This window comes from Streptomyces sp. NBC_00322 (assembly GCF_036147535.1).
Classification (GTDB): Bacteria; Actinomycetota; Actinomycetes; order Streptomycetales; family Streptomycetaceae; genus Streptomyces.
Window position 1 is genome coordinate 245050 of the sequence record NZ_CP108019.1, and the last position, 23009, is coordinate 268058.

The 23009-nt window shown below is 70.0% G+C and carries 16 protein-coding genes and 1 CRISPR repeat array; of the genes, 3 read left to right on the forward strand and 13 right to left on the reverse strand.

The window, feature by feature from the left end; genetic code table 11:
• Positions 1 to 36 precede the first annotated feature (36 nt).
• The gene (locus tag OG905_RS01040) at positions 37 to 666 is read left to right on the forward strand and encodes a DUF6000 family protein (protein ID WP_328665564.1); all 630 of its coding nucleotides are present in this window, start codon (positions 37 to 39) and stop codon (positions 664 to 666) included.
• Between the two features lie 1662 nt (positions 667 to 2328).
• A CRISPR array of direct repeats spans positions 2329 to 2902; the repeat unit is 29 nt; unit sequence CTGCTCCCCGCACCCGCGGGGATGGTCCC.
• 196 nt (positions 2903 to 3098) lie between these two features.
• On the opposite strand, the gene OG905_RS01045 is transcribed toward OG905_RS01040, so the two are convergent.
• The 12 genes from OG905_RS01045 to OG905_RS01100 form a co-directional block, all read right to left on the reverse strand.
• Positions 3099 to 4262 (reverse strand): C40 family peptidase, encoded by a 1164-nt coding sequence (locus OG905_RS01045; RefSeq protein ID WP_328665566.1) that lies wholly within the window; start codon positions 4260 to 4262, stop codon positions 3099 to 3101.
• Positions 4259 to 6640, reverse strand: coding sequence for a hypothetical protein (locus OG905_RS01050; RefSeq protein WP_328665569.1), 2382 nt, complete (start codon positions 6638 to 6640; stop codon positions 4259 to 4261). The genes OG905_RS01045 and OG905_RS01050 overlap by 4 nt, the downstream gene beginning before the upstream one ends.
• Complete coding sequence (locus tag OG905_RS01055) at positions 6637 to 9177, reverse strand: ATP-binding protein (protein ID WP_328665570.1); 2541 nt, start codon at positions 9175 to 9177, stop codon at positions 6637 to 6639. Before OG905_RS01055 ends, OG905_RS01050 begins: the two co-directional genes overlap by 4 nt.
• Position 9178: 1 nt before the next feature.
• Positions 9179 to 9817, reverse strand: a complete 639-nt coding sequence (locus OG905_RS01060) for a hypothetical protein (protein ID WP_328665572.1) — start codon at positions 9815 to 9817, stop codon at positions 9179 to 9181.
• Positions 9814 to 10104: a hypothetical protein gene (locus OG905_RS01065; RefSeq protein WP_328665574.1), complete on the reverse strand. Its 291-nt coding sequence runs from the start codon at positions 10102 to 10104 to the stop codon at positions 9814 to 9816. The genes OG905_RS01060 and OG905_RS01065 overlap by 4 nt, the downstream gene beginning before the upstream one ends.
• A 15-nt stretch (positions 10105 to 10119) precedes the next feature.
• Positions 10120 to 11256 carry a conjugal transfer protein gene (locus OG905_RS01070; protein ID WP_328665576.1) on the reverse strand — a complete coding sequence of 379 codons (1137 nt, stop codon included), beginning with the start codon at positions 11254 to 11256 and terminating at the stop codon, positions 10120 to 10122.
• Positions 11253 to 11519 (reverse strand): hypothetical protein, encoded by a 267-nt coding sequence (locus tag OG905_RS01075; protein WP_328665578.1) that lies wholly within the window; start codon positions 11517 to 11519, stop codon positions 11253 to 11255. Before OG905_RS01075 ends, OG905_RS01070 begins: the two co-directional genes overlap by 4 nt.
• Positions 11520 to 11570: 51 nt before the next feature.
• A complete protein-coding gene (locus tag OG905_RS01080; RefSeq protein ID WP_328665580.1) occupies positions 11571 to 12470 on the reverse strand; it encodes a hypothetical protein in 900 nt (299 codons plus the stop codon).
• Positions 12471 to 12963: 493 nt separating this feature from the next.
• The gene (locus OG905_RS01085) at positions 12964 to 13602 is read right to left on the reverse strand and encodes a hypothetical protein (protein ID WP_328665581.1); all 639 of its coding nucleotides are present in this window, start codon (positions 13600 to 13602) and stop codon (positions 12964 to 12966) included.
• Complete coding sequence (locus OG905_RS01090; RefSeq protein WP_328665584.1) at positions 13595 to 13879, reverse strand: hypothetical protein; 285 nt, start codon at positions 13877 to 13879, stop codon at positions 13595 to 13597. Before OG905_RS01090 ends, OG905_RS01085 begins: the two co-directional genes overlap by 8 nt.
• Positions 13880 to 13975: 96 nt before the next feature.
• Positions 13976 to 15088, reverse strand: a complete 1113-nt coding sequence (locus tag OG905_RS01095) for an RICIN domain-containing protein (protein ID WP_328665586.1) — start codon at positions 15086 to 15088, stop codon at positions 13976 to 13978.
• Positions 15089 to 15247: 159 nt separating this feature from the next.
• On the reverse strand, positions 15248 to 16651 hold the full coding sequence (locus tag OG905_RS01100; RefSeq protein WP_328665588.1) for an RICIN domain-containing protein: 1404 nt from the start codon (positions 16649 to 16651) through the stop codon (positions 15248 to 15250).
• Between the two features lie 668 nt (positions 16652 to 17319).
• Between OG905_RS01100 and OG905_RS01105 the strand changes: the two genes are divergently transcribed.
• Together OG905_RS01105 and OG905_RS01110 are read left to right on the forward strand one after the other, a co-directional pair.
• Positions 17320 to 18681, forward strand: coding sequence for an IS4 family transposase (locus OG905_RS01105; protein ID WP_328665590.1), 1362 nt, complete (start codon positions 17320 to 17322; stop codon positions 18679 to 18681).
• A gap of 541 nt (positions 18682 to 19222) precedes the next feature.
• Positions 19223 to 20050, forward strand: coding sequence for a hypothetical protein (locus OG905_RS01110; RefSeq protein ID WP_328665591.1), 828 nt, complete (start codon positions 19223 to 19225; stop codon positions 20048 to 20050).
• 245 nt (positions 20051 to 20295) lie between these two features.
• On the opposite strand, the gene OG905_RS01115 is transcribed toward OG905_RS01110, so the two are convergent.
• On the reverse strand, positions 20296 to 21927 hold the full coding sequence (locus OG905_RS01115; RefSeq protein WP_328665593.1) for a DUF2637 domain-containing protein: 1632 nt from the start codon (positions 21925 to 21927) through the stop codon (positions 20296 to 20298).
• Positions 21928 to 23009 lie beyond the last annotated feature (1082 nt).

The window sequence follows — 23009 nt, forward strand, 5'->3', positions numbered from 1 at the left end:
CTGCCCGAGCAACGCGGCACAGGACAGGATGCGGCCATGCGTTACGCCCACAGGGACCCCGAGCTGCTCGAACTGGTCCACCGCTACGTCACACCCGACCGGCGCTACCTCAAGCTTGGCGGCAGCCTCCTGCGGCTGACCAAGCCCGAGCGCGTGCAGTTCACACGGAAACTGGGCGAAGCCGCCAACGAGATCACCCCCCACGAGCTGGGCATCCTGCTCGACGGCGGATGGCGCGAGCGCAAGACCGCGGCCTGGCTCATCGCCGTTGCCCACAGAGCCGAGTTCCGCCAACGCGTCGGCGAACTCCTGCTCGCCAGCGAAGTCTGCTATGCGGGTCAGGGCTACTGCGTCGCCCTTGCCAACTTCGGCACCGAAACCGACGCCGGCCTCTTGGCCGCCTACCTCGACCGCTACCTGCGCCGCCCCGACCTTTACTACGACCAAGCCCCTGCCCTCGGCGCACTGCTGCACCTCGACATGAAGCTCGGAGCCGACCACGCGGCTCGGTTCCTCGCCCCGGCAGGGCTCTGGCAGCAGTGGATCGACGGCCCACCCAGCAAGCAGCACCACGATCCGCACGACTACACCGAGATCATCGGCCAGTTCTGCACCATCACCGAGGAGAGCGCCAGATACTGCAAAGCGCAGGACCAAGAACCCTGAACGCGGCAGGGTGACGCGCGATCGAACGAAACCACCCCCACAGCACTCGAAGTTGTCCAGATACCCCATGAAGATCCTGTCCCGCCACTGCGGTGCGTCTGCTCCCCGCACCCGCGGGAATGGTTCCCAAAAGTCCGGCGCGATGAGGGCCGCGCTGCTGGCTCCCGGCACCCGCAGGGATACTCCTGGCAGCGACCGGCGACCGTGCAAGAGGTCCTGCTGCTCCCCGCACCCGCGGGGATAGTCCCACCGACCCGCACGCGATGGCCGGACTGCACCACTGCTCCCTGCACTCGCGGGGATGGTCCCCAGACCAGGCCCCGGCCGAACCTGCGGGCGAGCTGTTCCCTGCACCCGCGGGGATGGTCCCAGCCGTAGACACGCGGCAAAGGGCCCCGTCACCTGCTCCCCGCACCCGCGGGGATAGTCCCGACATCCCGCAACATCCCGTGTCGCCCTTGCACTGCTCCCCGCACCAGCGGGGATGGTCCCATCGCCCTGGGCAAGGTCAAGTACTACGCCGACTGCTCCCCGCACCCGCGGGGATGGTCCCGCGGTCCTCCGCCTGGGCATCACCTACCAGACCTGCTCTCCGCACCTACGGGGATGGTCCCCAGACCGTATTGGCGCGCGGATTGAGGCCGACCTGCTCCCCGCACCGCGGGGATGGTCCCGCTGGGCCGATGGCGTTCTCCCACAGCCATTTGCGCTCCTCGCACTCGCGGGGATGGCCTCACTTCCAGACGTGCTCGCAAAGCGTGTAGCCCTGCTCCCGCACTTGCGGGGATGGTCCCGAGGGCAGCGTTGGTCTCTTCAATCGGGACCTGCTCCACGCACCGCGGATGATCCTGCCCGATGCTGCAACATGGTCCTTGCACCCGCAGGGATGGTCCCGTCACCCAGGAAGTCGCCCGACTGCTGGCATTCTTCTCCCCGCACCGCGGGGATGGTCCCAACGACGTCCCCTACGACCGGACGAAGAACTTCTGCTGCCCGCACCCGCGGGGTTGTCCCTGGTGATCCGTCAGCCGCTCCCGGTCCGTGTCCTGCTCCCCGCATCCGCGGGGACGGTCCCGCCCGTCGCCCGCCGGGTGAACGAGCGGTTCACCCCGCTCCCCCGCGCACCTGCAGGGATAGTCCCGACACGACGAACAAGCCGATCACCGGTCCGTTCTGCTCCCCGCACCTCGGGGATGGTCCCGACGAGTCGAGAGGCAGGCTCTCGCCGTTGGCCTGCTCCCCGCACCGGCGGGGATGTTCCCTCGAAGGTCTTGTCGTACGCGGTCTGGACCGACTGCTCCCCGCAACGCGGGGATGGTCCCGTCACTCCACGGCGCGAAACCGCATCGTCGTGGCGCGGACCGGTCGCGGTGAAGCACCGGGGATACGTCGACTCGGTCGCGATTCAGCCACCTGCTGAGGAGCTGGCCGTCGTCTGACCGATCGTCATCTACGCTCTGACTGTCCCGGTGGCCTCCCCCGTGCCACCGGGACTCTTCATGCCCCAGGCCTGCAGCCTCGCCGAAGCCTGGCGTTGTGCGTCCCTGCCGGTCAGTGGGTCAGGATGGCACCCACGCAGACCATCGTGTTGTCCTGCTCGTACGTACACGACCCGATCGCGGATGGTCCTCTCAAGCAGTTGGAAGCGGCCAGGGACCTCGTCTGCTCCCCGCGCCCGCGCGGATGGCCCACCGCCGGTCCCGCGGGTCATCGGCGTAGACTGCGCCCCGCACCCGCGGGGATGGTCCCGCCGACACCACAGCGGTGCATGGCATCGCGAACTGCTCCTCGCACCCGCGGGGATGGTCCCGAGGATCCGGCCACACCCACCCGGGGGTTGACCTGCTCCCCGCACCCGCGGGGATGGTCCCCGATGACCGCCGACCAGCTGCTCAAGGCACTGCTGCTCCCCGCACCCGCGGGGATGGTCCCTCGTGGTAGACGAGGTGATGCAGCGCGCCGTCCTGCTCCCCGCACCCGCGGGGATGGTCCCGCGTCCTTATCCGCATTGCTCGGGTAGGTGCCCTGCTCCCCGCACCCGCGGGGATGGTCCCTCGTGGTAGACGAGGTGATGCAGCGCGCCGTCCTGCTCCCCGCACCCGCGGGGATGGTCCAGGCCGAGGCTGTCGCGGTCTCCGCTTTGGAGCTGCTCCCCGCAACCGCGGGGATGGTCCCGGATCGCGTTGCGGGCCTGCATGGGGGCGTTGCTGCTCCCCGCAACCGCGGGGATGGTCCCTCGGAGAAGAAGCACCATCCCGAGCCGCCGGACTGCTCTCCGCACCCGCGGGATGGCGGCCTGGACCGTGGCGTACGCAGCCCACGGGGGCAGCGGTGGGAGGCGCATGCCTCACAGAGACTGGCGGGACCGGGTCGATAACAACGAGTTGGCGAAAGGTCGCTGGCGACAGTCTAATGCGGCTCTATTGACGGCGTTACGACGCGATCCGCCGAGCCACCAGGATCGTGCCGTGGGTCGACAGCTGAGCCACTTCCACGACGCGGCCAGGCCTTGGTGCGTGCACGACCAGGCCGTCCCCAACGAACATCGCTACGTGCTCTGGCCTACTCGCGGAGCCTTCGGTGAACAGCAGATCGCCGGGCCGCAGCGCGCGGGCCTCGGTCGACGCAGGCTTCCCATCCTTGATCTGCGTGTACGTCGTGCGGGAGATTTCGATGCCTGCCACTCCGTACGCGCGCTGCATCAGGGAGGAGCAGTCGCAGCGGTCGCGGGGGTTGTGGCCGTGTGGGTCGGTGCAGGTGCCGCCCCACTGGTACGGGGTGCCGAGTTGGCCGAGGGCCCAACGGATTGCGGTGCGGGCCTCCATGGAGGCGCCTGTGGGGATTTGGTAGCCCTCGGGCAGGGTGCCTGCGGGGATGTTGCCGTAGTCGGTGCTTGCCTGGGTGACGCAGCCGGCCCCGAAGCCGTTGGAGAACGCTGGGGTGGTGCCGCTGGGGGCGGCGGCGGCCCCAAGCGTCGGTGCGATGGCCTGTTGCAGGGCGGTCGCCAGCGGCTCGTGCTTGGCGTAGGCGTCGGGCTCTGCCGACTTCTGTACCTTCTGTGCGGCGACGCTGAGAGGCATGTGCTCCCAGTCCTTCAGGGATTTCAGCGCCTTGTAGAACGTGGTGGACGCGTACACCGGATCGAGGATCTGCTCGCGGGTACCCCAACCTTGGGACGGACGCTGCTGGAACAGACCGATGCTGTCGCGGTCGCCATGGTCCAGATTCCGCAGACCGGACTCCTGCAGGGCGGTCGCGAGCGCGATGACCTGGCCACGTGCCGAAGACTTCATCTGCACGCCCGTCGCCACGATGACCCGCGCGTTGGGGACCTGCTCCTTGGGCGAGGGCAGGCCGTAGACCATGACGTCGCCGGTGCTTCCGGCGAGCGCCGCCTTCACCTGCTGGGCGACTTGGGCGGTATCGACGTCCATACCAGCAGCCCCGCCGGCGTCGCAGGGGTTCTGTGCGGCCATGGCTTCGGCTTCGCTCTGCCCGATGCCCACGACGTGCGCGGCGATCGCCGCCAGGAGGACGATCGCCAGCGCGATTAGGCCTGTGCCGCCGGCCAGCCACTTCTTGCGTTGCTTGGTCACGACGAACCTCGGGGCGGCCTGCGTCGGCGGGCCAGTTCGCGCTGCTCGCGATCGGCGAGCCAGTCGTCGAATCCGCCCGGTCCGCTCGCGGAGCGGCTCGGGGGCGCGGCAGCCTGCTGGGTACGCCGCGACACGGCACGGTGGGCCTGGGCGTGCCGACGGGGAGCGGCCGGCTGTCCCGCGGTGGGGGAGCCACTGTTCGTGCCGGACGCTGTGGATGAGGCTGCAGCGGTGGTCTGCGGGCGGGGAGTTCGCGGGTGAGGGCCGGGTCGGTGCGGCGAGCCACCAGCCGGACGGGCAGGACCCGCGGGGCGCGGCGGCCGTGCGGGCCGGGGCGGGTGCCCGGGCTGCGGCGGCTGGCCACCCTGGGGGGCATTCGGCTGTGGCCCCGCCAGCGGGGTGCCTGGACCACCGGGCGTACCCGGCTGATTCCCAGGATTCGCGGGCTGGTTGCCCGGATGCGGCGCGGGGCGACCGGCCGGCCGGGCCCGGTTCGGTTGGCCGCCACGGCTGGCGTTGAGGCGTGATGCCAGAACGGTGGCGCCTACGGTCTGCGGCATGGAATAGCCGATGGCGGCGAGCGGGTTGCCCTGGGCGAGGGAGACGCCGACCAGCGCGGTCCGTACGGCGCCGCGGGCGGCCTTGCGGACGATGTGGCGGTTCTTCGGCACCGTCGCTGTGGTCGGCGGTGTGAAGACGGAGCCGCGTGTGCCGCCGACGCGGGCGCCGTTCATCTTGGCGCGGAGGTTGGCGGCGACGTGCTTGGAGCGGGCGGCGAGCTGCTTGCGCTTCTTGATTGCGCCGATGCACACGATGTCGACGACGAGGAACCGCAGGGTCAGCTCTCTGCCCCAGTCCGCCTTCACCGGGTCTAGGACGGCCTGGATGATGAGGATGAGCACGGCCAACGCGATGACGGAGGCGAGCATCTGGCCCAGCCTGTGCAGGACGGATGCAGCCCAGTCCCACAGGAACGCACGCCCGGCGCCTGGGATGACGCCGGCGATCAGGGCGGGCTCTCCGCGTACGGCGTCCCAGGCGATGCCGCACTGAGCGACCAGGAAGCTGCCCGTCATGGTGGAGATGAGGATCGTGACGATGAGGGCGGCAATGAGGAGGAAAATGCCGCCGCCGAGTTTGTCGAGTGAGGCTTTCTTTGCCGCATCAGCGTCGCCGGGGACACAGTGATCTTCGAAGCGTTCCATCGGCGGATCGCCGTAGTGGTCGACGGCCCAGCGGGTGGACAGGTCGATTCCGAAATTCAGCGCTGAAGAGTTCACGGGCACGCCGGCCAGGCCGAGCGGGCTGACGAAGTCGGCGTAGCCGGTGTACTTCTTGATCTTGTTGGTGTGGGAGTGGACAGCGCGGTCGAAGGCGAGCTGGTTGAGGCGGGCGTCGGCGTACTCGGCGGCGCACGCTCCTTCGAAAACGCGCCCGTACTGCAGCAGCATGGCCGGCTTGACGATGAAGGCGTCGGTCAGCGCGTTGGTCAGCGGTCGGGACAGATCGGCAGCGGTGGCCGGGGTGGTGACTTCATCGTTCTCCTCGGCGGCGGTGGTGGCCGGCTCGGCCTCCAGGATGATGCCGGCAACCTCCAGGGCCAGGCCGCGGGTTACGGCGATGGCCCCGGTCTTCTCGCCCAGCAGCGTCTCGGGAGGGGAGGACAGCAGGGTGGCCGTCAGCGCCGCCAGAAGGATGGACAGGGCGGCGTCGCCCCAGCCGCGGGCCTTGTCGCCGAAGAAGATCCGCGCCACGCAGACGAGGGCGCACACCGACAGGAAGAGGCCCGGCAGGCCCATTTGCAGAATCACGCGGGTGTGCAGGCTGTTGGCGACCGAGAGCACCGGGACGAGCAGCAGCTTCGCCAGGCCGAAGGACAGCGCCCAGGCGATGAGCCAGCAGCAGAACGCGATCACCCACTTCGTGATCATGAAGCAGATCTCAGTGAGCAGGTTCTGGATGCCGAGGTCCCAGTCGAGCAGACCGCCGGTGTCGGACTTGACGGTGTAGACGCTGATCGGGAGGCCGTTCTGGTCGGTGACGTTGAAGACTCCGAGCACGCCTCCTTCGTCGGGCAGCAGCTTGCGCAGCCGCTCCTTTTCGGCGGCGAGCATTCCTTCCTGGGCGGCCTTGCCCAGACGTTCGCCCTGTTCCTTGAGCAGCTGCTCGATCTCCTTCATCTCTTCGGGGGTGGGGGTGCGCTGTCCCGGGGCGGCGGGCGTGCTCGGGGTGGGGGTGGGGGTGGGCTCCGCGTGCGCGGGCAGCGACGTGAGCAGGGTGAAGGTGGTGGCGGCGAGCGCGGCGATGAGCAGCGCCAGGCGCAGCCGGGCGGAGCCCAACGCCCGGAGCTTCATCCGCCAGTTCAGGATCGTGGTCATGCCGCGGTCCGGTAGTCGCTGGGTGTGGTGTGGATGACGCGCATGACGGCCGGGTCCATCGGGATCAGGACCTTCATCAGTCCGATGCGGCCGGCCAGGTCCCGGTAGAGGCACTCCCCCGCGCGGGCCAGCTTCTCCTCCTCCGGCAGGTCCAGCGGTGACAGGCCGGCAGTGACCAGGTCCAGCAGTTCGGCGTCGGTGGCATCGACGCCGAGGAACTCCAGCCCCCGGGAGGCCAGGGAGCGGGTGGTCTGGCGGAAGAGGAGCCGGTGCGGGATCAGGCCGCGGATGATGGCGCCCTTCTCGCTGTCGGCCGGCCCGATGTCGTCGGGGTCGTGGCTGCCGACGTACGCGGCGGCGTTGTGCTTGCGGCCATCGCGCATGAGCTCCAGCAGCAGCTCCAGCCCCTCGTCGCTGGACGTGAGCCACCAGCATTCGTCGAAAACGGCGACGCCGAACTCGTCCTTCTCCTTCATGACCGTCTCGCGCGCCACGGCGGCGATCAGGTACATGAGCGAGCGGCCCAGGACCTTCTCGAATTCGAGGCGCTCGATGCGGTGATCGGAGGCGAGCTCGGACTTCTTCGGCAGGGCCAGGGAATTGACGAGAAAGACGACGGAGTCGGCCCGGGCGTCCACGACCGGCAGCGCCTCGTCGAAGACCACGGCGGCGAGGTCCTTGCGCGCCACGGCCTTCAGCTTGCGGCCCAGGTTGCGGGCCGGAGTGTCTTCTTCCCCGCGGCGGGTGAGCTCGTCCATCAGGGCGCGCATGGACGGCTCGGGGCGCTCCAGGACGGCCTGGACCGCCTCGGAGAGGGCGACGCCTTCCAGGTCCATCGGCTTCACACCGAGCAGCAGGGTCAGGAAGGACTCACAGAATCGGGCCGCGACCTTCGGGCTGTCTCTTACGTACAGGCGCAGCGGATCCAGGGACACTTCGGCGCTCTGGTCGATCCGGATGACCTGGATGGTGCCAGGGCAGGCGCTGGCGAACCGTGCCCACTCCTCCTCCTTGGTGCGGTCGACGATGACCGCACGTCCACGGGAGTTGGGCTTGCCGGGCTGGTGGCCGCGGGCGAGGACGTTGTAGACGGCCGACTTGAGGCCGACGGACTTGCCGGCGCCGAGCTCGCCGATGAACGCCATCGACGCGGACGCGTTCTCGCGGGGGCCGCGGGCGGGGTCGACCATCACCGGCCGGGCGCCGCCGGAGGCGAGCTGCAGGCCGAACAGGCCGCCCCTTTCGTCGCCGAGCTGGGAGCCGCACCAGGGCATGGCCATCGCGAAGTCCCGGGCGAGTAGATACTGGGCGTACCCGGTCATCACCCGGGGGGTGCGGCAGCCGGGCAGCATGGCGTGCCACAGGTTGGTCTGCTCCCCCACCGGCCGGGCGAAGGTGTAGTCGGTCGCGCCGAAGTCGGAGGCGAGGGCGGCCGCGCGGTCCTGGGCGTCGTCCGCGCTACTCCCCCACACGGCGAGGGTGATCATGGCGCGGATCTCGACCTCGCGCGCGGAGGCGGTGAGCCGGTCGCGGTATTCGTCGTTGTCGGCCTCGTTCTTCGCGAGGGCTGCGGGCGGGCCGGCCGGGTCGCCCTGGTACTCGGCGGCCTGGGCTTTGAGGTGCCGGGCGCGTTTGCGGGTCTTGGCTTCGGCCTTGGCGCCGGGGGTGATGACCAGGCGGGCGGTCCAGTCGACTGGGTAGGCCAGATCGTCCAGTTGCTGCAGGTACGCCGCCCCGGGCAGGGCGAAGGCTTCCGGCATTTCGGAGAGGGCGAGCATGGCCTGGTAGGAGTTGCCCCACTCGCTGGAGATCTGCAGGAAGCGCCGCTCGAAGGGGTTTCCTGGCACGGCCTTGCGGTCGTTGAAGTCGGCGCCGCCCTCGGCGAGCAGCACCTCTCCCAGGGCGGCGACGGTGCGGCCGCGGCCGCGCACCTTGGGCTCGGTGCCATCAGGCAGGAACGGCTCCGCCAGCCCGCGGCGGGCCGAGTGGCCGTAGATCCACAGGATTTCGGCCTCGGTGGCAGACCGCATCGTCACGCCGGTCGGCCACTGGGCGTGCATCCGCTTCGCCTGCTCGGTGCGCCGCTCGACCTCGCCGGCGGTGATGGGGGCGGGCATCAGGCCGATCTGCAGCTCGACTTCGGCCTTGGCTGCGGAGAGGGCGGACAGTGCGGCGTCCTTGCGGGACAGCGGCGGCAGCGGAATCGCGAGCCAGTCGGTGCGGCCGGTGAGCTCCATGTTCTCGAGCTGGTCCAGGACCGCGTGGCCGAGCCGCTCGTAGCGCGGGGACTTCTTCAGGTCGACGTCGGCGACCATGGCGCGGACGACGGCGATCGGGTCGACCTGCGGGCACAGCGACATCAGCATCGGCTCGCCCGTCAGTGACTTGACGAGCGACTCGAGGGCCTTCAGCCGTCGCTTCTTCGCGGTGGCCGGCGCGTGGGAGTAGTTGGCGGCGGCCACTCGCCAGATCGCCCAGGTGGTGCCGTGGGTGGTGAAGACGAGGTTGCCCTCGACGTGCCGGATCGGCAGGCGCATCTCACTCCTCCAGCTGGTTGCGTGCGGATGCGGCGCGGCGGGCGAGCAGGGCCTGCACACCCGACGCCACGGGGGCGCCGGCAGCTGCATCGGGTGCCGATGTGGCCGGGGCCGGCCGGGGAGCCCGCCGGGCCGGCCGCGCGGTGCGGGTGACGGAGGCGGCGGGCGTCGGCCGCACCGCGGCGGGGGCTGCGCTGGCCGGGTCGCCGTCGGCGGCGAGGGTGATGAGGGTGTCGCCCCCGGTGGGGCGGACCGGGCGGAAGGGCCGGCCGTGGAGCCTCCCCCACCGCGGGCCGGTCATCATCGCGGCGACGCTGACCAGAGCGGCGACCGGGTTGCGGCCGTCGACGTGCAGGTGCCGCAGCAGGAAGGCGGCCGTGAACGGACAGCCGAGCAGCACCGCCACGTCCATCAAGCCGTTGCCGCCCCAGATGGCCCTCGTGAGGATCAGTGCCACGAACGTGCCGACGATCGCGGCAAGTTGGGTGAGTGTGTACGGGCCGCCCGGCAGGCGGATCCCGCGGCCGCCGTTGACGTCGCGGATGACGCCGTGGACCAGCGGGGCGCGGCGGGCCTTGGTGTAGCAGCGGCCGATCAGCTCGCCGTCGGCCTCGGACGCGTCGGCCAGGTGGGTGGTCACTGGTCACCAGGCCCGGTGAGCGTGCCGCCTCCGCCGTCGTACTGGGTGATGTCCTCGGTGGTCTTGTCCTTGAGGGTGTCCATGTTCGCGGAGCCGCCCCAGACGATCGCCGCGAAGATGACGGCCATGATCGTCGGCCCGGGCGCCTTCGTCTTGATGCCGACGATGACGACAAAGCCGCCGCACAGCACGGGGATCGCGACGTTGAAGATCAGGTTCTTGATGTCGTTGCCGAGGCCGGTACCGGTCTGGATCCAGCCGGCGGCGAGCGTGACGGTTTCGTGCATGGCGTCTTCTCCTTGTCAGGGGGTGTCGGTGGGAGCGGCGCTGGACGTGGGGGCAGCGCTGGGCGCAGTGGAGGGGGTTGCGCCGGCGCTGGGTGCGGCCGTCGCGGGCGCAGCGGCGGGGGTGGGGGCGCCGTCAAGACTGGCGATCTCCCATCGGCCGGCCCGGGACTTGAGGGTCAGCGCGTAGGTGAGCGGGACGCGGACCTCGTCGTGGCCGGTGGCGCGCAGTGCGACCAGCAGCCGCAGCGCCGTGCCGTCGTCGGGCACCGTGGTCACCGGCTCGGTGCCCTTCTCGCCCTCGATGGCGAGGGTGTCGACGGCGATGCCCGTGTACGGGGCTGGGGCGACCGGGGCGAGCTTCGTTCCCGGCGCGAGGTAGCGGTCGAGCTCACCGCTGCCGGTGAGGTAGGCGTTCAGGAACTCGGTGACGGCCTGCGTGCGCGGGTCCGCGGGAAGCGCCGGCCGCATCGGCCCGTAGACGAGTCCCGGGGCCTTGATCCGCTCGGGCGCGGCGACTTCGGCCGGCATGGCCAGCGCTGTGTAGCCGCTCGCGCCGCCGGCCGCGGGCGCGGTGGCGACGGGGACCTGGAAGTACCGCACGGCCCGGGCTGCCGCCGCCTTGGCATCGTCCTTGTGGTCGGGACGCTTCCCGTCGGACGGCTTGGTGTCGGTGATGCGCGCGGCCACCGTCACGGACCAGACACCGTGGTCGCTCTGCCGCAGCCGTACGACGGTGAGCTGCTCGCCGCGCCGCCGGTCCGGATCCCCTTCGAGGCGCAGGCTCGTGGCGTCCGGGTAGTAGGCGGCGAGCCTCGCCTGGTCGCCCTCCCCCGCCGAGATGTAGGCGGCGACGAAGAGCTGGGCGAAGCCGGCCGCGCCCTGGGAGCCGGTGGCGGCGGGCGCGGTGGGGGCCGCCTTCTTCTGCGACGGGCCTGCCTGTGCCGGCGCCGACAGGTACGCGAACGCACCGAGCAGCGGGCCGAGGACGAGCAAGCCCCAGGCCGTCCAGCGGATGGCGGCGGAGGTGTTCGCCTGGGCGCCGGTCGACCAGCCGGCCACATCCTGCGGCCCTTCGTCGATGTCCCAGTCCTGGGGTTCGGTGTCGGGTGCGGGCGTGCTCTTGGCCGGGCGACGGTTCCATGCGGACTTCATGCCGAACCTCCAAGGGGCAGAAGAGTGTGGCCGGCCAGCTCGGCGATCCGCTGGCGCAGTTCGGTCTCCGGGCGCTGCTGCAGCGCATGAAGCGAGGCGAGGACGTCATCTGCGTCGTCGGCGAGGAAGGCGCGCAGCCGGTCGTAGGTGTGGGTGTCGAAGGGCTGCGAGACCAGCGCGGCGCCCAGCTGGATCAGCAGATGCTGGGCGCGGGTGACGCGCTCTTCGTCTGTATCCAGGGGCGCCTTGACGGTCTGGGGCATGCGGTTCTCCTTCGGTGGGAGCGGGTGGACAGTGGCCGGGGGAAGTCGGGGTCATGCCGCGGGCCTCAGCTGGAGCAAGGCCGCCAGGCGGGCCACGGCGCGGGAGCGACGGCGCTGCCATGCGCCGGCCGTTGTGCCGGCGCGGGCGGCGGCTGCGGTGTCGGTGACCGGCTCGGCGGTGTAGTGCCAGGCGATGGCGCGGCCGTCGGCGGGCGAGAGAGTGCCGGTCTCCATCGCGTCCAGGACCAGCTCGAGCAGTTCCAGGCGGGCGCGGCTGGACTCCGCCTCGCTGACAGCCACGGCGGGCTGGAGGCCGGCGGCGGCCGCGGCGGCGCGGATGGCCCAGGCTTCTGCCGTCTTGGCCGGGCCGGGCGCTGTGTCGGCCAGGTCCTCGGCAGCGGCCAGGTCCTCGCCGCGCTCTTCACGGTCGGCGGCGAGCTCGCGGCAGACGTGACGCAGTGTGTCCAAAGCGAGGTTGGCGGCGGGCCGTCCGGGCCGGGTGTGGATGCGTCCGGAGCAAGCGACTTCGAAGAGGGCGGCCACCGTCATGGAGGCGATGTCGTCGAAGGAGCGGCCGCCGATGGGGCGGACCTGGCCGCGGGTCATACGGACGGCGGCCGGGATCATCGCCTGCACGACGATGCGGGCGGCGAGGGTGGCCGATCGGTCACGGCCGGCCGCGCGGCGCAGCAGAGCGCGCAGGACGGCATCGGTCAGCGCGTCGGTCATGGCGCCGTCGCGTGGCCGGAGGGCGGCGAGCAGCTGGGCGGGGCCGAGGCGGCGCACCCAGGAATCGGTCACGGCCGCGACGTCGTCGGCCAGGCGATCGGTCACCAGCCAGTCGGTCACCGCGGCCTGGACGGCGGCGTCGGCACACAGCGCTGCCCACTCCGTATCCAGGCGGTCAAAGATCCCGCCAGCGGTGGGGGCGGGGTGCTGTACGTCGAGCACGGCACGTCTCCTTTCGGATCTCGTGCCGCTGACTCTCCTCAGCGCGGCTTGCCCGAAGGCTTGCCCAACTCCCTAAAAGGGCAGGTGGGCGGCTTGCCCATTTCGCGGGGCAAGCCACCGGGGACCGATTGGGCAAGCCTGCCGGGGGGTTGGGCAAGCCTGCATGACCGGTCGATGCAACCCCGGGCAAGCCTCCTTCGGGGGTGGGCAAGCCTGCGCCCCAGCGCGCTGGAACAACCTGCGGGACCGGGCGGGCGGTCACGGCGAGGAGTGGCCGATGAGCGGCAGATCGGTCATGACCGATGACCGATGAGGCCCCGATCGGTCATCGGTCAAGGCCGCGTGGATCGGTCACAGCGCCGTCAGTCATCGGTCACCGGTATCGGTCACGAGCCGTCGGTCACCCGGCAATCGGTCACGGCCAGGCGGGTGAGGACATGACGGTGGCCGACGACCTCGCGCGGTCATCGGCCACTCAGTGAACGTCGGTAGGTCAGCGGCTGACCGACCGGAGATGTGCGCGGCCCTGCTGCCGGCGCTGCTCTGCGAGGTACTCGGCCGCAGCGTTCACACGACGCTGCCCGGTCTTCGGAGACAGCCCGAGCCGGCGGGCGACTTCCGCACCGGAGAGCTTCTGCCCGGCTTCCTCGGCCTCGGCCAGCCACTCGGCGACGGTCACGATCTGTTGCTGCACGGGATCCAGTTCGGGCTCTTCGGTCTGCTGCTTGGGCAGCCGCGCCGTGGCTGCTCCGGTGTCGGTGACCGAGGCCTCCCACGCGGCCGGCTCGCCTGCGGCCGACTCTGCAGCCACACCCGTCGGCACATCGAGAGAGGTCGGCTGCGGAACTCCCCCACCGGCCCGGCGGTCGTCTACCGCCGATGCGGTGGGTACCGGCACCGGCTCGGCCGCGTACGGCTCCGCATCTCCAGACCACCCAACCTTGGGTGACTCCCCCACCGCCGACGCCGCCGGGCCGAAGAACGGATGCGCGTCGGCGGCGGTCTGACGGCCGGAGTCGGGCACGGGGCTGGCCCCTCGGTCATCGGCTGCATCGGTCACGTCGGCGGGGACCGGTCCGACCCGCCGGTCATCGGTCACCGGCTCGGCCATCGACTGCCAGAGCTCAGCCACCGCCAGCTCCAGCTGCGCCCTCGGCGAGTGGACTGCCGGTCGCCGGATCGGTCACCCCGTACTGGGCAAGGAAGGCAGCGAGCTGACCGGCATCGGGGAATGCGCCGTACTGCTCGATGTAGGCGCGGCAGGCGTCGGCGTAGTCGACGGCCGGGACGGCCTGCTGCTCGGACTGAGGGAGGAGGTCGCGAGAAGACTGCTCCGCGGTGCGCTCCTCTCCGGCGTGGCCGACGGCCACCGGATCGGCCAAGTCGGCCACAGGGTCCGGCTCGGCCACCCCCCATCGGCCACCGGATCGGCCACCGCCACGCCTGGATATGGCTGTGGCCGATGACCCGGATCAGTCATCGGCCACCGGCCACGGCGAAGCTGGCTACGGTCGTCCGCCGGGGTCGAAGATCGAGGCGATGTCGGCGGGGAGCTTCGTGCCGTCGATGGAGGGCGTGTCGTACTTGTTGCCGGTCTTCATCTTCGGGCCGTCGCAGTCGTTGTTCTCATAGGGCGGGCAGCCGAAGGTGAAGACCGCTGACTTCCCCCAGAAGGGGTCCCATGCGTAGAACTGGCCACTCGCGTGCGGAGCCTCGCCGGGCAGCTCCGGCCACCGCCCGGGGTACCTCTGCCAGTCGCTGATGGTGCAGTTGAGCTGGTTGTCGAAGCAGAGCTGCTCCTGGTACATGTCGGCATCGGCGTCGTTGCGGGTGAAGGTCTCGCACTGGCCGTTGATGCTGCGCGCGGCGGTGTAGGTGTTCCCGCCCGTGTCCTTGAAGCGGATGCTGCGGGAGCCGCCCGGGGGCGGGCTGCTGCCGATCCACGGGCTGATGGTCTCGGCCAGGTAGGTGCCGCTCTGGCGCAGGGTGGTGTTGCAGAGCGGGCCCTGCTGGTACGCCGGGCCCTGCTTGTCCGGGTCGAATGCGGTCCCGGAGGTGGAGATGGTCACCAGGCTGCGGTCTCCGGTGCAGCTGCCGAGCACGACTGGGTCCCCGACGCCCCAGCCCAGGAGAATGCACTTGCCGGTGGCGAGGTTCTTCAGCTTGCCCTTGCCGTTTCCTTCCTCAGCCACAGCCCAGGCTTGGTCGGCGTTGCTGTTGCAGGAGTACTGGATGACGCTTGCGCCGTGGACGCCGACGCACTTGCCGCTGTGCTCGGCGTGCAGTCGCTTGTAGGCGCTGTCGCTTGGGTGGCGCTTGCCCCACCAGAAGGCGCTGTTGGCGCTGACGCCAGCGGGTGGGGCGATGTAGTTCCAGGAAATCAGCCGGGCCATGTCGTCGGTGGAGGCGTTCTCCACGGCCGGGGTGAAGCCGTGGCCTCCGGGCGAGGCGTCGAAGTAGACGTAGTGGTTGTGGTCGTGGCCCTCGGCGGCTGACGCCGACGGCGGGATGAGCTGGGCGCCCGCCATGAGGCTGCCGGCCAGCAGCACCGCGAGCAGTGTGAGGCCGGTGCCCAGGACACGCCAGGCTCGCCGTGGCGGGCGAGAGATGGGACTCATCAGGAGGTCCTCCCGTGTGTGGCTTCGGCGGTGAGCCGATGGGTCCAGCACACAGGCCAGATACGGGGCTGAGCGAGGGGGAAAGTGTCCGCGTCCGCGTCGCGGCACAAGCGCGGACACTTTCCACATGGGCCGGGGCGATGTCCCGGCCCTCCGGGGTCACAGCGAGTCGGGAGTGACGCGGAACATCTGGTTCGTCTTGTGCTCGACGCAGTCCCAGGGACCGATGTCCGCGCCGTCGTCCATGGACTCCTGGCTCACATCCAGGCACTTGCCCCAGCGCTCGTTGCGCAGATACCCGTACGTCCAGCCGTTCTGCGCGGCGTTGACCATGAAGTTCCACTGCTGCTGGGTCGACGTGGCCGAGCAGGGCTCCTGGACGGCATCAAGTTGCGCCGAACCGCCGCGCATCGTCAGGCATTGTCCGGAGTGAGCGTTCTGGAACTGGTAGATGCTGCGCCGGACTTCGCGGACGTTCCACAACTGGTTGGCGGCACCTTTGGCGCACGACCACTGGTACAGGTTGCTGCCCTCGCCGGAGAGGCCGACGTCCGCGCACTTGCCGCTCTGTGCGGAGACCACCCAGGTGTCCGGTCCAAACGCCCACGCCGCTGGCGCTGGCTGGGGCTGTTTCGCTGTCGCCTGCTCCCTGTTGGGGGCCGAAGAGCCACCCGCTGACCGGTTGGGGCTCGGCGTCGGCGGCAGCGGCCTCTTGGCCGGCGAGGCGGTGGAGGAAGGCTTGTTGCTCGGCAGGAGCGAGGGGCTGGAGCGAGGACTCGGCGGCAGCAGGTTCTGCCCCTGTTCGGGGCTGGCCTTGTCCGAGCCGCCCTCGCCGGGACGGCTGGCCACGAAGAGGGACCCCCCGACGATGATGACCGCGCCGAGGCAGACCGCGACGATCCGGTCGGCGGCTGTGGCCAGGTGTCCGGCCCGTTCGCGGCGATCAGACTTCGAGGCCCGTGCAAAGCGGCGCGCGTGCGGCGGCACTGCTGCCGTTCCCTGCCACCCCGTTCCGTCCCCGGCGGGCCGGGGTGGAGCGTGCGGAGTTTCGGACTGCAGCCAGCCGCTGTCCTCGACGATCTCGGCCTCGTCGAAACCGATCACCCAGTCGCGGAACCGCTCCGGTACGTCGTCGAGGTCGTGCTGTGTGGCGGCGAGAGCGCCGCGCGCGATGGGCACCACTGCCGTTCCGGGGACCGACGGGGGTGCGTCCTCCCCCTCCGGCAGGGGATTGCCCGCGTTGGCCCAGTCGAAGGCCCGCTTCGCCGCCTGCACCCTCCCCCGCCAATAGCCCTCATCGGTCGAAGTGCCGAGCACGGTGTGGCAGTGGCCGGCGATGTCCACGACCTTCTGCTCGTCGTGAATTCCGGGCAACCGGCCGTTCAGTGTGTCGCTGATGACCTGCCTGCCCTGGTACAGGGCCGCACCGATGGCACGCACGGACGCCGCGCCTCTGCGGGCTCCTCGGGCCTCCTTCTGTAACTGCTTGAGCTCTGCGGCGAGAGCCTCGGTCAGTTCGTCCGCGCGCTTCCAGGCCAACGTTGCCTCGCGCTTGCTTCCCACCGGTACTCCCCTGCTCGGTGCTCAATTGCGCGGATCATAGTGAGACTTGCGCGCCTGCCGCCTCCCCGAGGCTGTCCGCACCCCAACTGCACTCCGGGGCAAGAGCCGTTGCGTGACATCCGGACAGTCCGCCGCAGGCCGCGGACACTCCACACCTCACGACGCCTTTGTTCCTGTCCGATGCTGCCCCGGGGCCCGCCGTACGAGGCGGCCGGCCTGGAGGGAGGCAACCGATGCACGCAGGACACCTGGCCGCCGCTCGTGGGCAGCCGATACGGCAACTGCCAGCCCGTCACGTCCAGCAGAAGCACGGCCACTGGTGCGGCCCAGCCACCGCACACATGCTTCTCCAGGCCCGGCTCGGCCCCGCCGCGCCCTCCCAGGAGCAGCTGGCCTGGGTCGCCGAAAACAAAGGCGGCACCTACCGCGGGGAGCTGCAGCAGGTACTCAACGATCACCTCGAGGTGCCGGTGTACGAGGTGAGGCAGGGTGGCCAAAGCCCAAGACCGGGAAGTTAGGGCGGTCTTGGTAGTTGACGTGGGAACGGAGCCCGGCGCGAACTGTGAGTGTCGAGGTCACGGTTCGAGGGGGCTCCGTTGTCTGCTCAGTGTGCCACTGCCGGCGTGGTTGCGGACCGGTCGCGGGTATGGGAGCCCGGTCATTTAGGGGTGCTGACGCGGTGGGTGCCGCCGTCGCTGGTGGACGACGTCATCCGGGCGGCGGGCCGCAAGGAGCGTCGGGTGCGGCTGCTGCCGGCCCGGGTGGCGGTTTACTTCGTGCTGGCCATGGCTCTGTTCACCGACTGTGGGTATCGCGGGGTGTGGGCGGCGCTGACTGCCGGACTGCCCGGACCACCGGTCCCCGATCCGTCGACGGCAGCGTTGCGGCAGGCCAGGCGCCGACTGGGGACAGCACCGCTGGCCCTGCTGTTCGACCGGCTGCGAGGACCGCTCGGCACCACCGACACGATGGGAGTGTTCTGGCGAGGGCTGCGGCTGGTGGCCTGGGACGGAACCTGTCTGGAGGTCGCCGACAGCCCCGCGAACCTCGCTCACTTCACCAGGCACGGCGTGCGCACCACGCGCCCGGCCGGTTATCCCCAGGTGCGGCTGACGGCCCTGGTCGAATGCGGGACCCGTGCCCTGATCGATGCGGTCTTCGGACCGCTGCGGCACAAGGAACTCCCGCAAGCCCACGACCTGCTGCCCGCCCTGGAGCCGGGCATGCTGCTGCTGGCCGACCGCGGCTACGACGGTTTCCAGGCGATCCGGGGCGCCGCGGACACCGGCGCCGACCTGCTCTGGCGCGTAACGGCCGGACGCCTGCTGCCCGTCATCCACCTACTGCCGGACGGCACCCACCTGACCCTGATCTGCGACCGCCGCTCCGGCGACCGGCTCGCCCAGTGGCATCACCGCGGCCGCATCACCGAACAGCCCTCGAACCTGACCGCGATCACCATGCGCGTGATCAGCTATCAGATCACCGTCACCGCCGGGGACGGCACCACCCGCACCAGCACCGTCCGCCTGGTCACCACCCTGCTGGACCCGGACAAGCACCCAGCGGCCGAGCTGGCCGCCCTCTACCACCAGCGCTGGGAGATCGAGACCGCCTACTACGGACTGAAAGCCACCCTGCGCGGCCCGGACCGCGTCCTTCGCTCCCACACCGTCGACGGCGTCACCCAGGAGCTCTACGCGATGCTGGCCGTTTTCCAGATCACCCGCATGGCCATCACTCACGCGGCCACCGCCACCGGCATCGACCCCGACCGGCTGTCCTTCACCATCGCCCTGAGAACCGCCCGCCACACCGTCATCAATGCCAACGCCGTCGGCTGGGGCCGCCTGACCGACATCCTCACCCACGTCCGCAACCTCGCTGCCCCGAAGCGGCGTTGTCGTACCAGCCCACGCTGCGTGAAACGCACCCTGTCGCCCTACGCCTACAACAAGACCAAAGGCAGCGTCGGCCAGAAGACCAAAATCGCCACCCGCGTCACGCTCCTGACCAGCGCCAGACCCTAACTTCCCGGTCTTGGGCCAAAGCCTGGGACCGGACATCCGCCACAGCATCGATCGCGGCTTCGGCGTCGCCCTCAACCTCCGTTTCACTCCCTGCGGGCCCCGGCCACGCCCCTACTCCCTCGGGGAGTTAGCCCACTGGGTTGCTGCAGTCGGCTACGACGAGACCGGACGCGTTCTCGTCCTTGATCCCGCTGCCAGCACTCGCGGCTTCACCGCCCTCCCGCGCGCCCCGTTCTAGGTCGAGCTTGGTGTGCTGACGCGTTGCACCCCGATCTACATCGCCCACCACCAGCACACCGCAAGTCTTGCTCGCAGACCGTCCGGGGCCGGAAGTGAGCTGGTCAGCCAAGCCCGGACAGTTGCCAGGCCCTTCACGGACACTTCCCCCCTGTCCCGGCGGCAGGCCGCCTGGTCGGGTTGGCGCGAGCACCACCACACACCACAACGCTCACTCCGAAAGGACCGAAGCATGCGCCCACCCACCTCCCCCTCACCAGCGCGGCGCGTCTGGCGCCGAATTGGCACAGCGGCCCTCCTCCTTGTGACGCTGCTAGCCGGAGCAGCCGTCACCCTCGACCTCTCCCCCCGCCCCGCCGCTGCCGCCCCCGCCGGAGTGAACCAGCCCATTGCCCGATCCGAAGTACTCGCCCGCGCCGAGTCCTGGACGAACAAGGGCATCCAATACGACCAGGCGAGCAACTACCCGGACCCGGACGGAAAGCAGTACCGCACGGACTGCTCCGGCTACGTGTCCATGGCTTGGCACCTCAGCGGCAGCCGCGTCGTCTCCACCAATCCCAGAAATGCCCTCGTCGACCCGAACCTGTCCCATCAGATCGGCAAGGACGACCTGAAGGCCGGCGACGCACTGGTCAAGTGGGACACCCACGTACGGCTCTTCGAGCGCTGGACCAACGCCGAACACACCCGATACATCGCCTACGACTTCGGCGCCACCCCGGTCAAGCACCAGGAGTACGAGTGGAACGGCGCGGGCGACTACCAGGACTACGCCGCCTACCGTTACAACAACATCGTGGAGGACGACGGCTCGGCACCACCCGCGCCGCCGAGCCAGCCCCAGCCGGCCAAGTACTTCGTCGACACCTTCGAGGCCGGGCCCGGCCGCAGCGAACCCTCCCAAACGTCAAGCCGCATCGGCACCCTCAATTCAGGCACCAACTACGTGTGGTGCAAGAAGACCGGGGCCACCGTCACCGACGGGTCCGGCGCCCACAACCGTTTCTGGCTCTGGACGGACCTCGACACGGGAGCCGCACAGGGCTGGGTGTCCGCGTACTACCTGAGCCGCTGGGGCAATGACGAAGCCCGCGACAACTCAGGTGCCGAGATTCCCGACTGCATCTGACACCCCCGCATCGACGCCAGTCAGCCGTGCTCGCTCACAGACGGGTGGTCGCTCAGACAGCCTCAACCAGTCGTGCCGGTGGCCGATCCGTCCGGATCGGCCACCGGCCACAGGGCCCGGATCGGCCACGGATCCATCGGCCACGCCGTGATCGGCCATCGGCCACCATCACGCCCGGACATGACTGTGGCCGATGACCCGGATCGGTCATCGGCCACATGCTCGGGGAAGGTCAGCCCAGTCAGTCAGAAGCGATTGGTCACCGACCGTAGGTGCGCGCGGCCGCTCTCCCGCAGCCGCTCTTCCCGATACGCCATTGCCTTGTCCAGCCGCCGCTGCCCGGTGCGCGGAGCCACTCCCAGGCGGCGGCCGACCTCGGCGCCCGACAACTTCTCGCCGGCGTCCTCAGCTTCGCCGATCCACCCGGCGACCGTGACGATCTGCTGCTGCAGCGGATCCAGATCGGGCTCCTGGGTCTGCTGCTCGGGCAGCCGCGCAGTGGCCGCTCCCGTGTCGGTGACCGAGGCCTCCCAGGCGGCCGGCTCGCTCGCGGCTGCCTCTGCAGCCACACCCGCCGGCACATCGAGAGAGGTCTGCTGCGGCACTCCCCCACCGGCCACATGGTTCCCCGCCGCCGATGCAGTCGCCGCAGACACCGGCTCGGCCGCGTACTTCTCCGCGTCTCCAGACCACCCAACCTGGGGTGACTCCCCCACCGCCGACGCGGCGGGGCCGAAGAACGGATGCGCGTCGGCGGCGGTCTGACGGCCGGTGCCGGGCACGGGGCTGTCGCCTCGGTCATCGGCTGGATCGGTCACGTCGTCGGCGTCCGGTCCGACCGGCTGGCCATCGGTCACCGGCTCGGCCATCGACTGCCAGAGCTCGGTCAGCACCGGCTCCAGGAGTGCCTCGGCGAGCGGACTGCCGGTCGCCGGATCGGACACCCCGTACTGGGCAAGGAAGGCAGCGAGCTGGCCGGGGTCGGGGAATGCGCCGTGCTGCTCGATGTAGGCGCGGCATGCATCGCCGTAGTCGACCGCGGGGACGTCCTGCTGCTCGGGCTGAGGGACGGAGCCGCGACGGGAAGGCTCCACGGTGCGCTCCCCTACGGCGTGGCTGACAGCCGTGGTCTCGCCGCCCTCCAGGGCCTGCTGGTGCTCGCCGTCCTGTTCCACGGTCTCGGCGCTCAGGACGAGGCCGGCTTTCTCCAGGACGTGCGGTGCCGTCTCGGAGAGCGGCACGCCGAACCTCGCAAGCCGCAGCGGCATCAGCGACTCAACCGGTGCCTTGCGACGCCAGCGCCGCCCGAAGCGAGCCTGCAACTGGGCCTCGTAGACGAGCCGGTGCTGCTCGAGGACGACCGCTTTCTCGTACGACCTGATCTCCCACAATTTCATCCGGCGCCACAGCAGGAAGGTGGGCACGGGGGAGAGGAGCCAGCGCGTGACGCGGACGCCTTCCATGTGCTTGTCGGCCGTGATGTCCGCGATCCGGCCCACCGCGTGCCGGGCGGCTTCGACGGAGACGACGAACAGCACCGGGATGACGGCGTGCATGCCGACGCCGAGCGGGTCGGGCCAGGACGCGGCGCCGTTGAAGGCGATCGTGGCCACGGTGAGCATCCAAGCGGTCTGCCGCAGCAGTGGGAAGGGGATGCGCAGCCAGGTCAGCAGCAGGTCGAGGGCGAGCAGGACACAGATGCCGGCGTCGATGCCGATGGGGAAGACGAGGGAGAAGTCGCCGAAGCCCTTGCTCTCGGCGAGCTCGCGTACGGCGGCGTAAGATCCGGCGAAGCCGATCGTGGCGATGATCACCGCGCCTGTGACGACCACCCCGATGAGTATGCGGTGTGTGCGTGTCAGCTGCATCGCGGCCACCCGCGATCCCCTCCCCGTTCCCTGTTCAACTGATGCTCCTCGCTGTTCCTTTGGATCCTTGAAGATCCACCCTGACACGTAGGGCGTCTCCATCTCACCGGAGTAAGGAGACAGGGACGCTCGATGTCCGTGTTCAGTCCTGGGCCAGGCGCTTGGCCAAGGTGTTGCGGTCCTCGAAAGAGCCCCGCCGACGGCGGGGACGGCAGCGCTGCAATCAGGGTGTCAGGCGAGCGGCAGAAACCTGTCCGCTTTTGCCGCGCCGCGCGCCGCCGAGCCGGGCCGTGGGGCGACAGACCCGGCCACGTGCGGGGACGGCCGGAGGCAAGAGGCCGGGAAAGCGGGTGAGGGAGTGAGGGAGGGATGATAGAGCGATCAGGCCGCGCAGGGCCGTCCGAACATACAGCCTCTTCCTCCGGCTATCGCGGAGAAAGAGGTGTCGGCGAGCGAAGAGGGCTTGCCCAGGGTGCCCCACCAGGCAAAACACTCAAGATCGAGAAAGAGGGGTTCACACCTCCGGCAGTACCTCCGGTGCAACCGTGGATCCCCCTGTGCAGGCAACTGTGCAGACACCTTTGGGTGCAACCCTCTTCCAGGTTGATGGCGCTCTTTGAATCTCCTCAGGTGCTGCTCTTGAGGTGGCCAAACCTGCTCAGTTGATCTCCCCACCTATTGCGTGATCTTCCCCGGCGTGTCTGGATGCCCCGGTCTTGGGTGCCGGTCAGAACCGTGTCACCAGCCGCAAACGGCGGTGATCAGTCCTCTGGCTTGGAGGGGAGCACCGACGTTAGGTGCTTCAGAGCAGCGACGAAGCGGTCGTCATCGTGATCACGGTGGCGGCCGTTTCGCTTTGCCGTCGTGGTTCAGAGGGATTCAGAGGTGCGGGCGCGCGTCTGGTTGACCCCGGGCTGTGGAGGTGCCGGGGCTGTTGGCGGTGTGATCTTCCTGTCGGTGTGAGGTCTCTCTCACTGGGTGGTGAGGTGGCCTGTGGGGGTCCAGTGGCCTGGTGGGCCGGCGGCGGGTGGACGCCGGTGGGGTGGGTGCCCGTGGGACGGGAGGGTGGCGAGCCAGCGGTCGATCTTGCG

Bases quoted from the DNA above. Each gene is read 5' to 3' on its own strand.
- OG905_RS01065 (WP_328665574.1), bottom strand. From the start codon at position 10,104: ATGCACGAAACCGTCACGCTCGCCGCCGGCTGGATCCAGACCGGTACC.
- OG905_RS01050 (WP_328665569.1), bottom strand. From the start codon at position 6,640: ATGACCACGATCCTGAACTGGCGGATGAAGCTCCGGGCGTTGGGCTCC.
- OG905_RS01055 (WP_328665570.1), bottom strand. From the start codon at position 9,177: ATGCGCCTGCCGATCCGGCACGTCGAGGGCAACCTCGTCTTCACCACC.
- OG905_RS01040 (WP_328665564.1), top strand. From the start codon at position 37: ATGCGTTACGCCCACAGGGACCCCGAGCTGCTCGAACTGGTCCACCGC.
- OG905_RS01095 (WP_328665586.1), bottom strand. From the start codon at position 15,088: ATGAGTCCCATCTCTCGCCCGCCACGGCGAGCCTGGCGTGTCCTGGGC.
- OG905_RS01075 (WP_328665578.1), bottom strand. From the start codon at position 11,519: ATGCCCCAGACCGTCAAGGCGCCCCTGGATACAGACGAAGAGCGCGTC.
- OG905_RS01070 (WP_328665576.1), bottom strand. From the start codon at position 11,256: ATGAAGTCCGCATGGAACCGTCGCCCGGCCAAGAGCACGCCCGCACCC.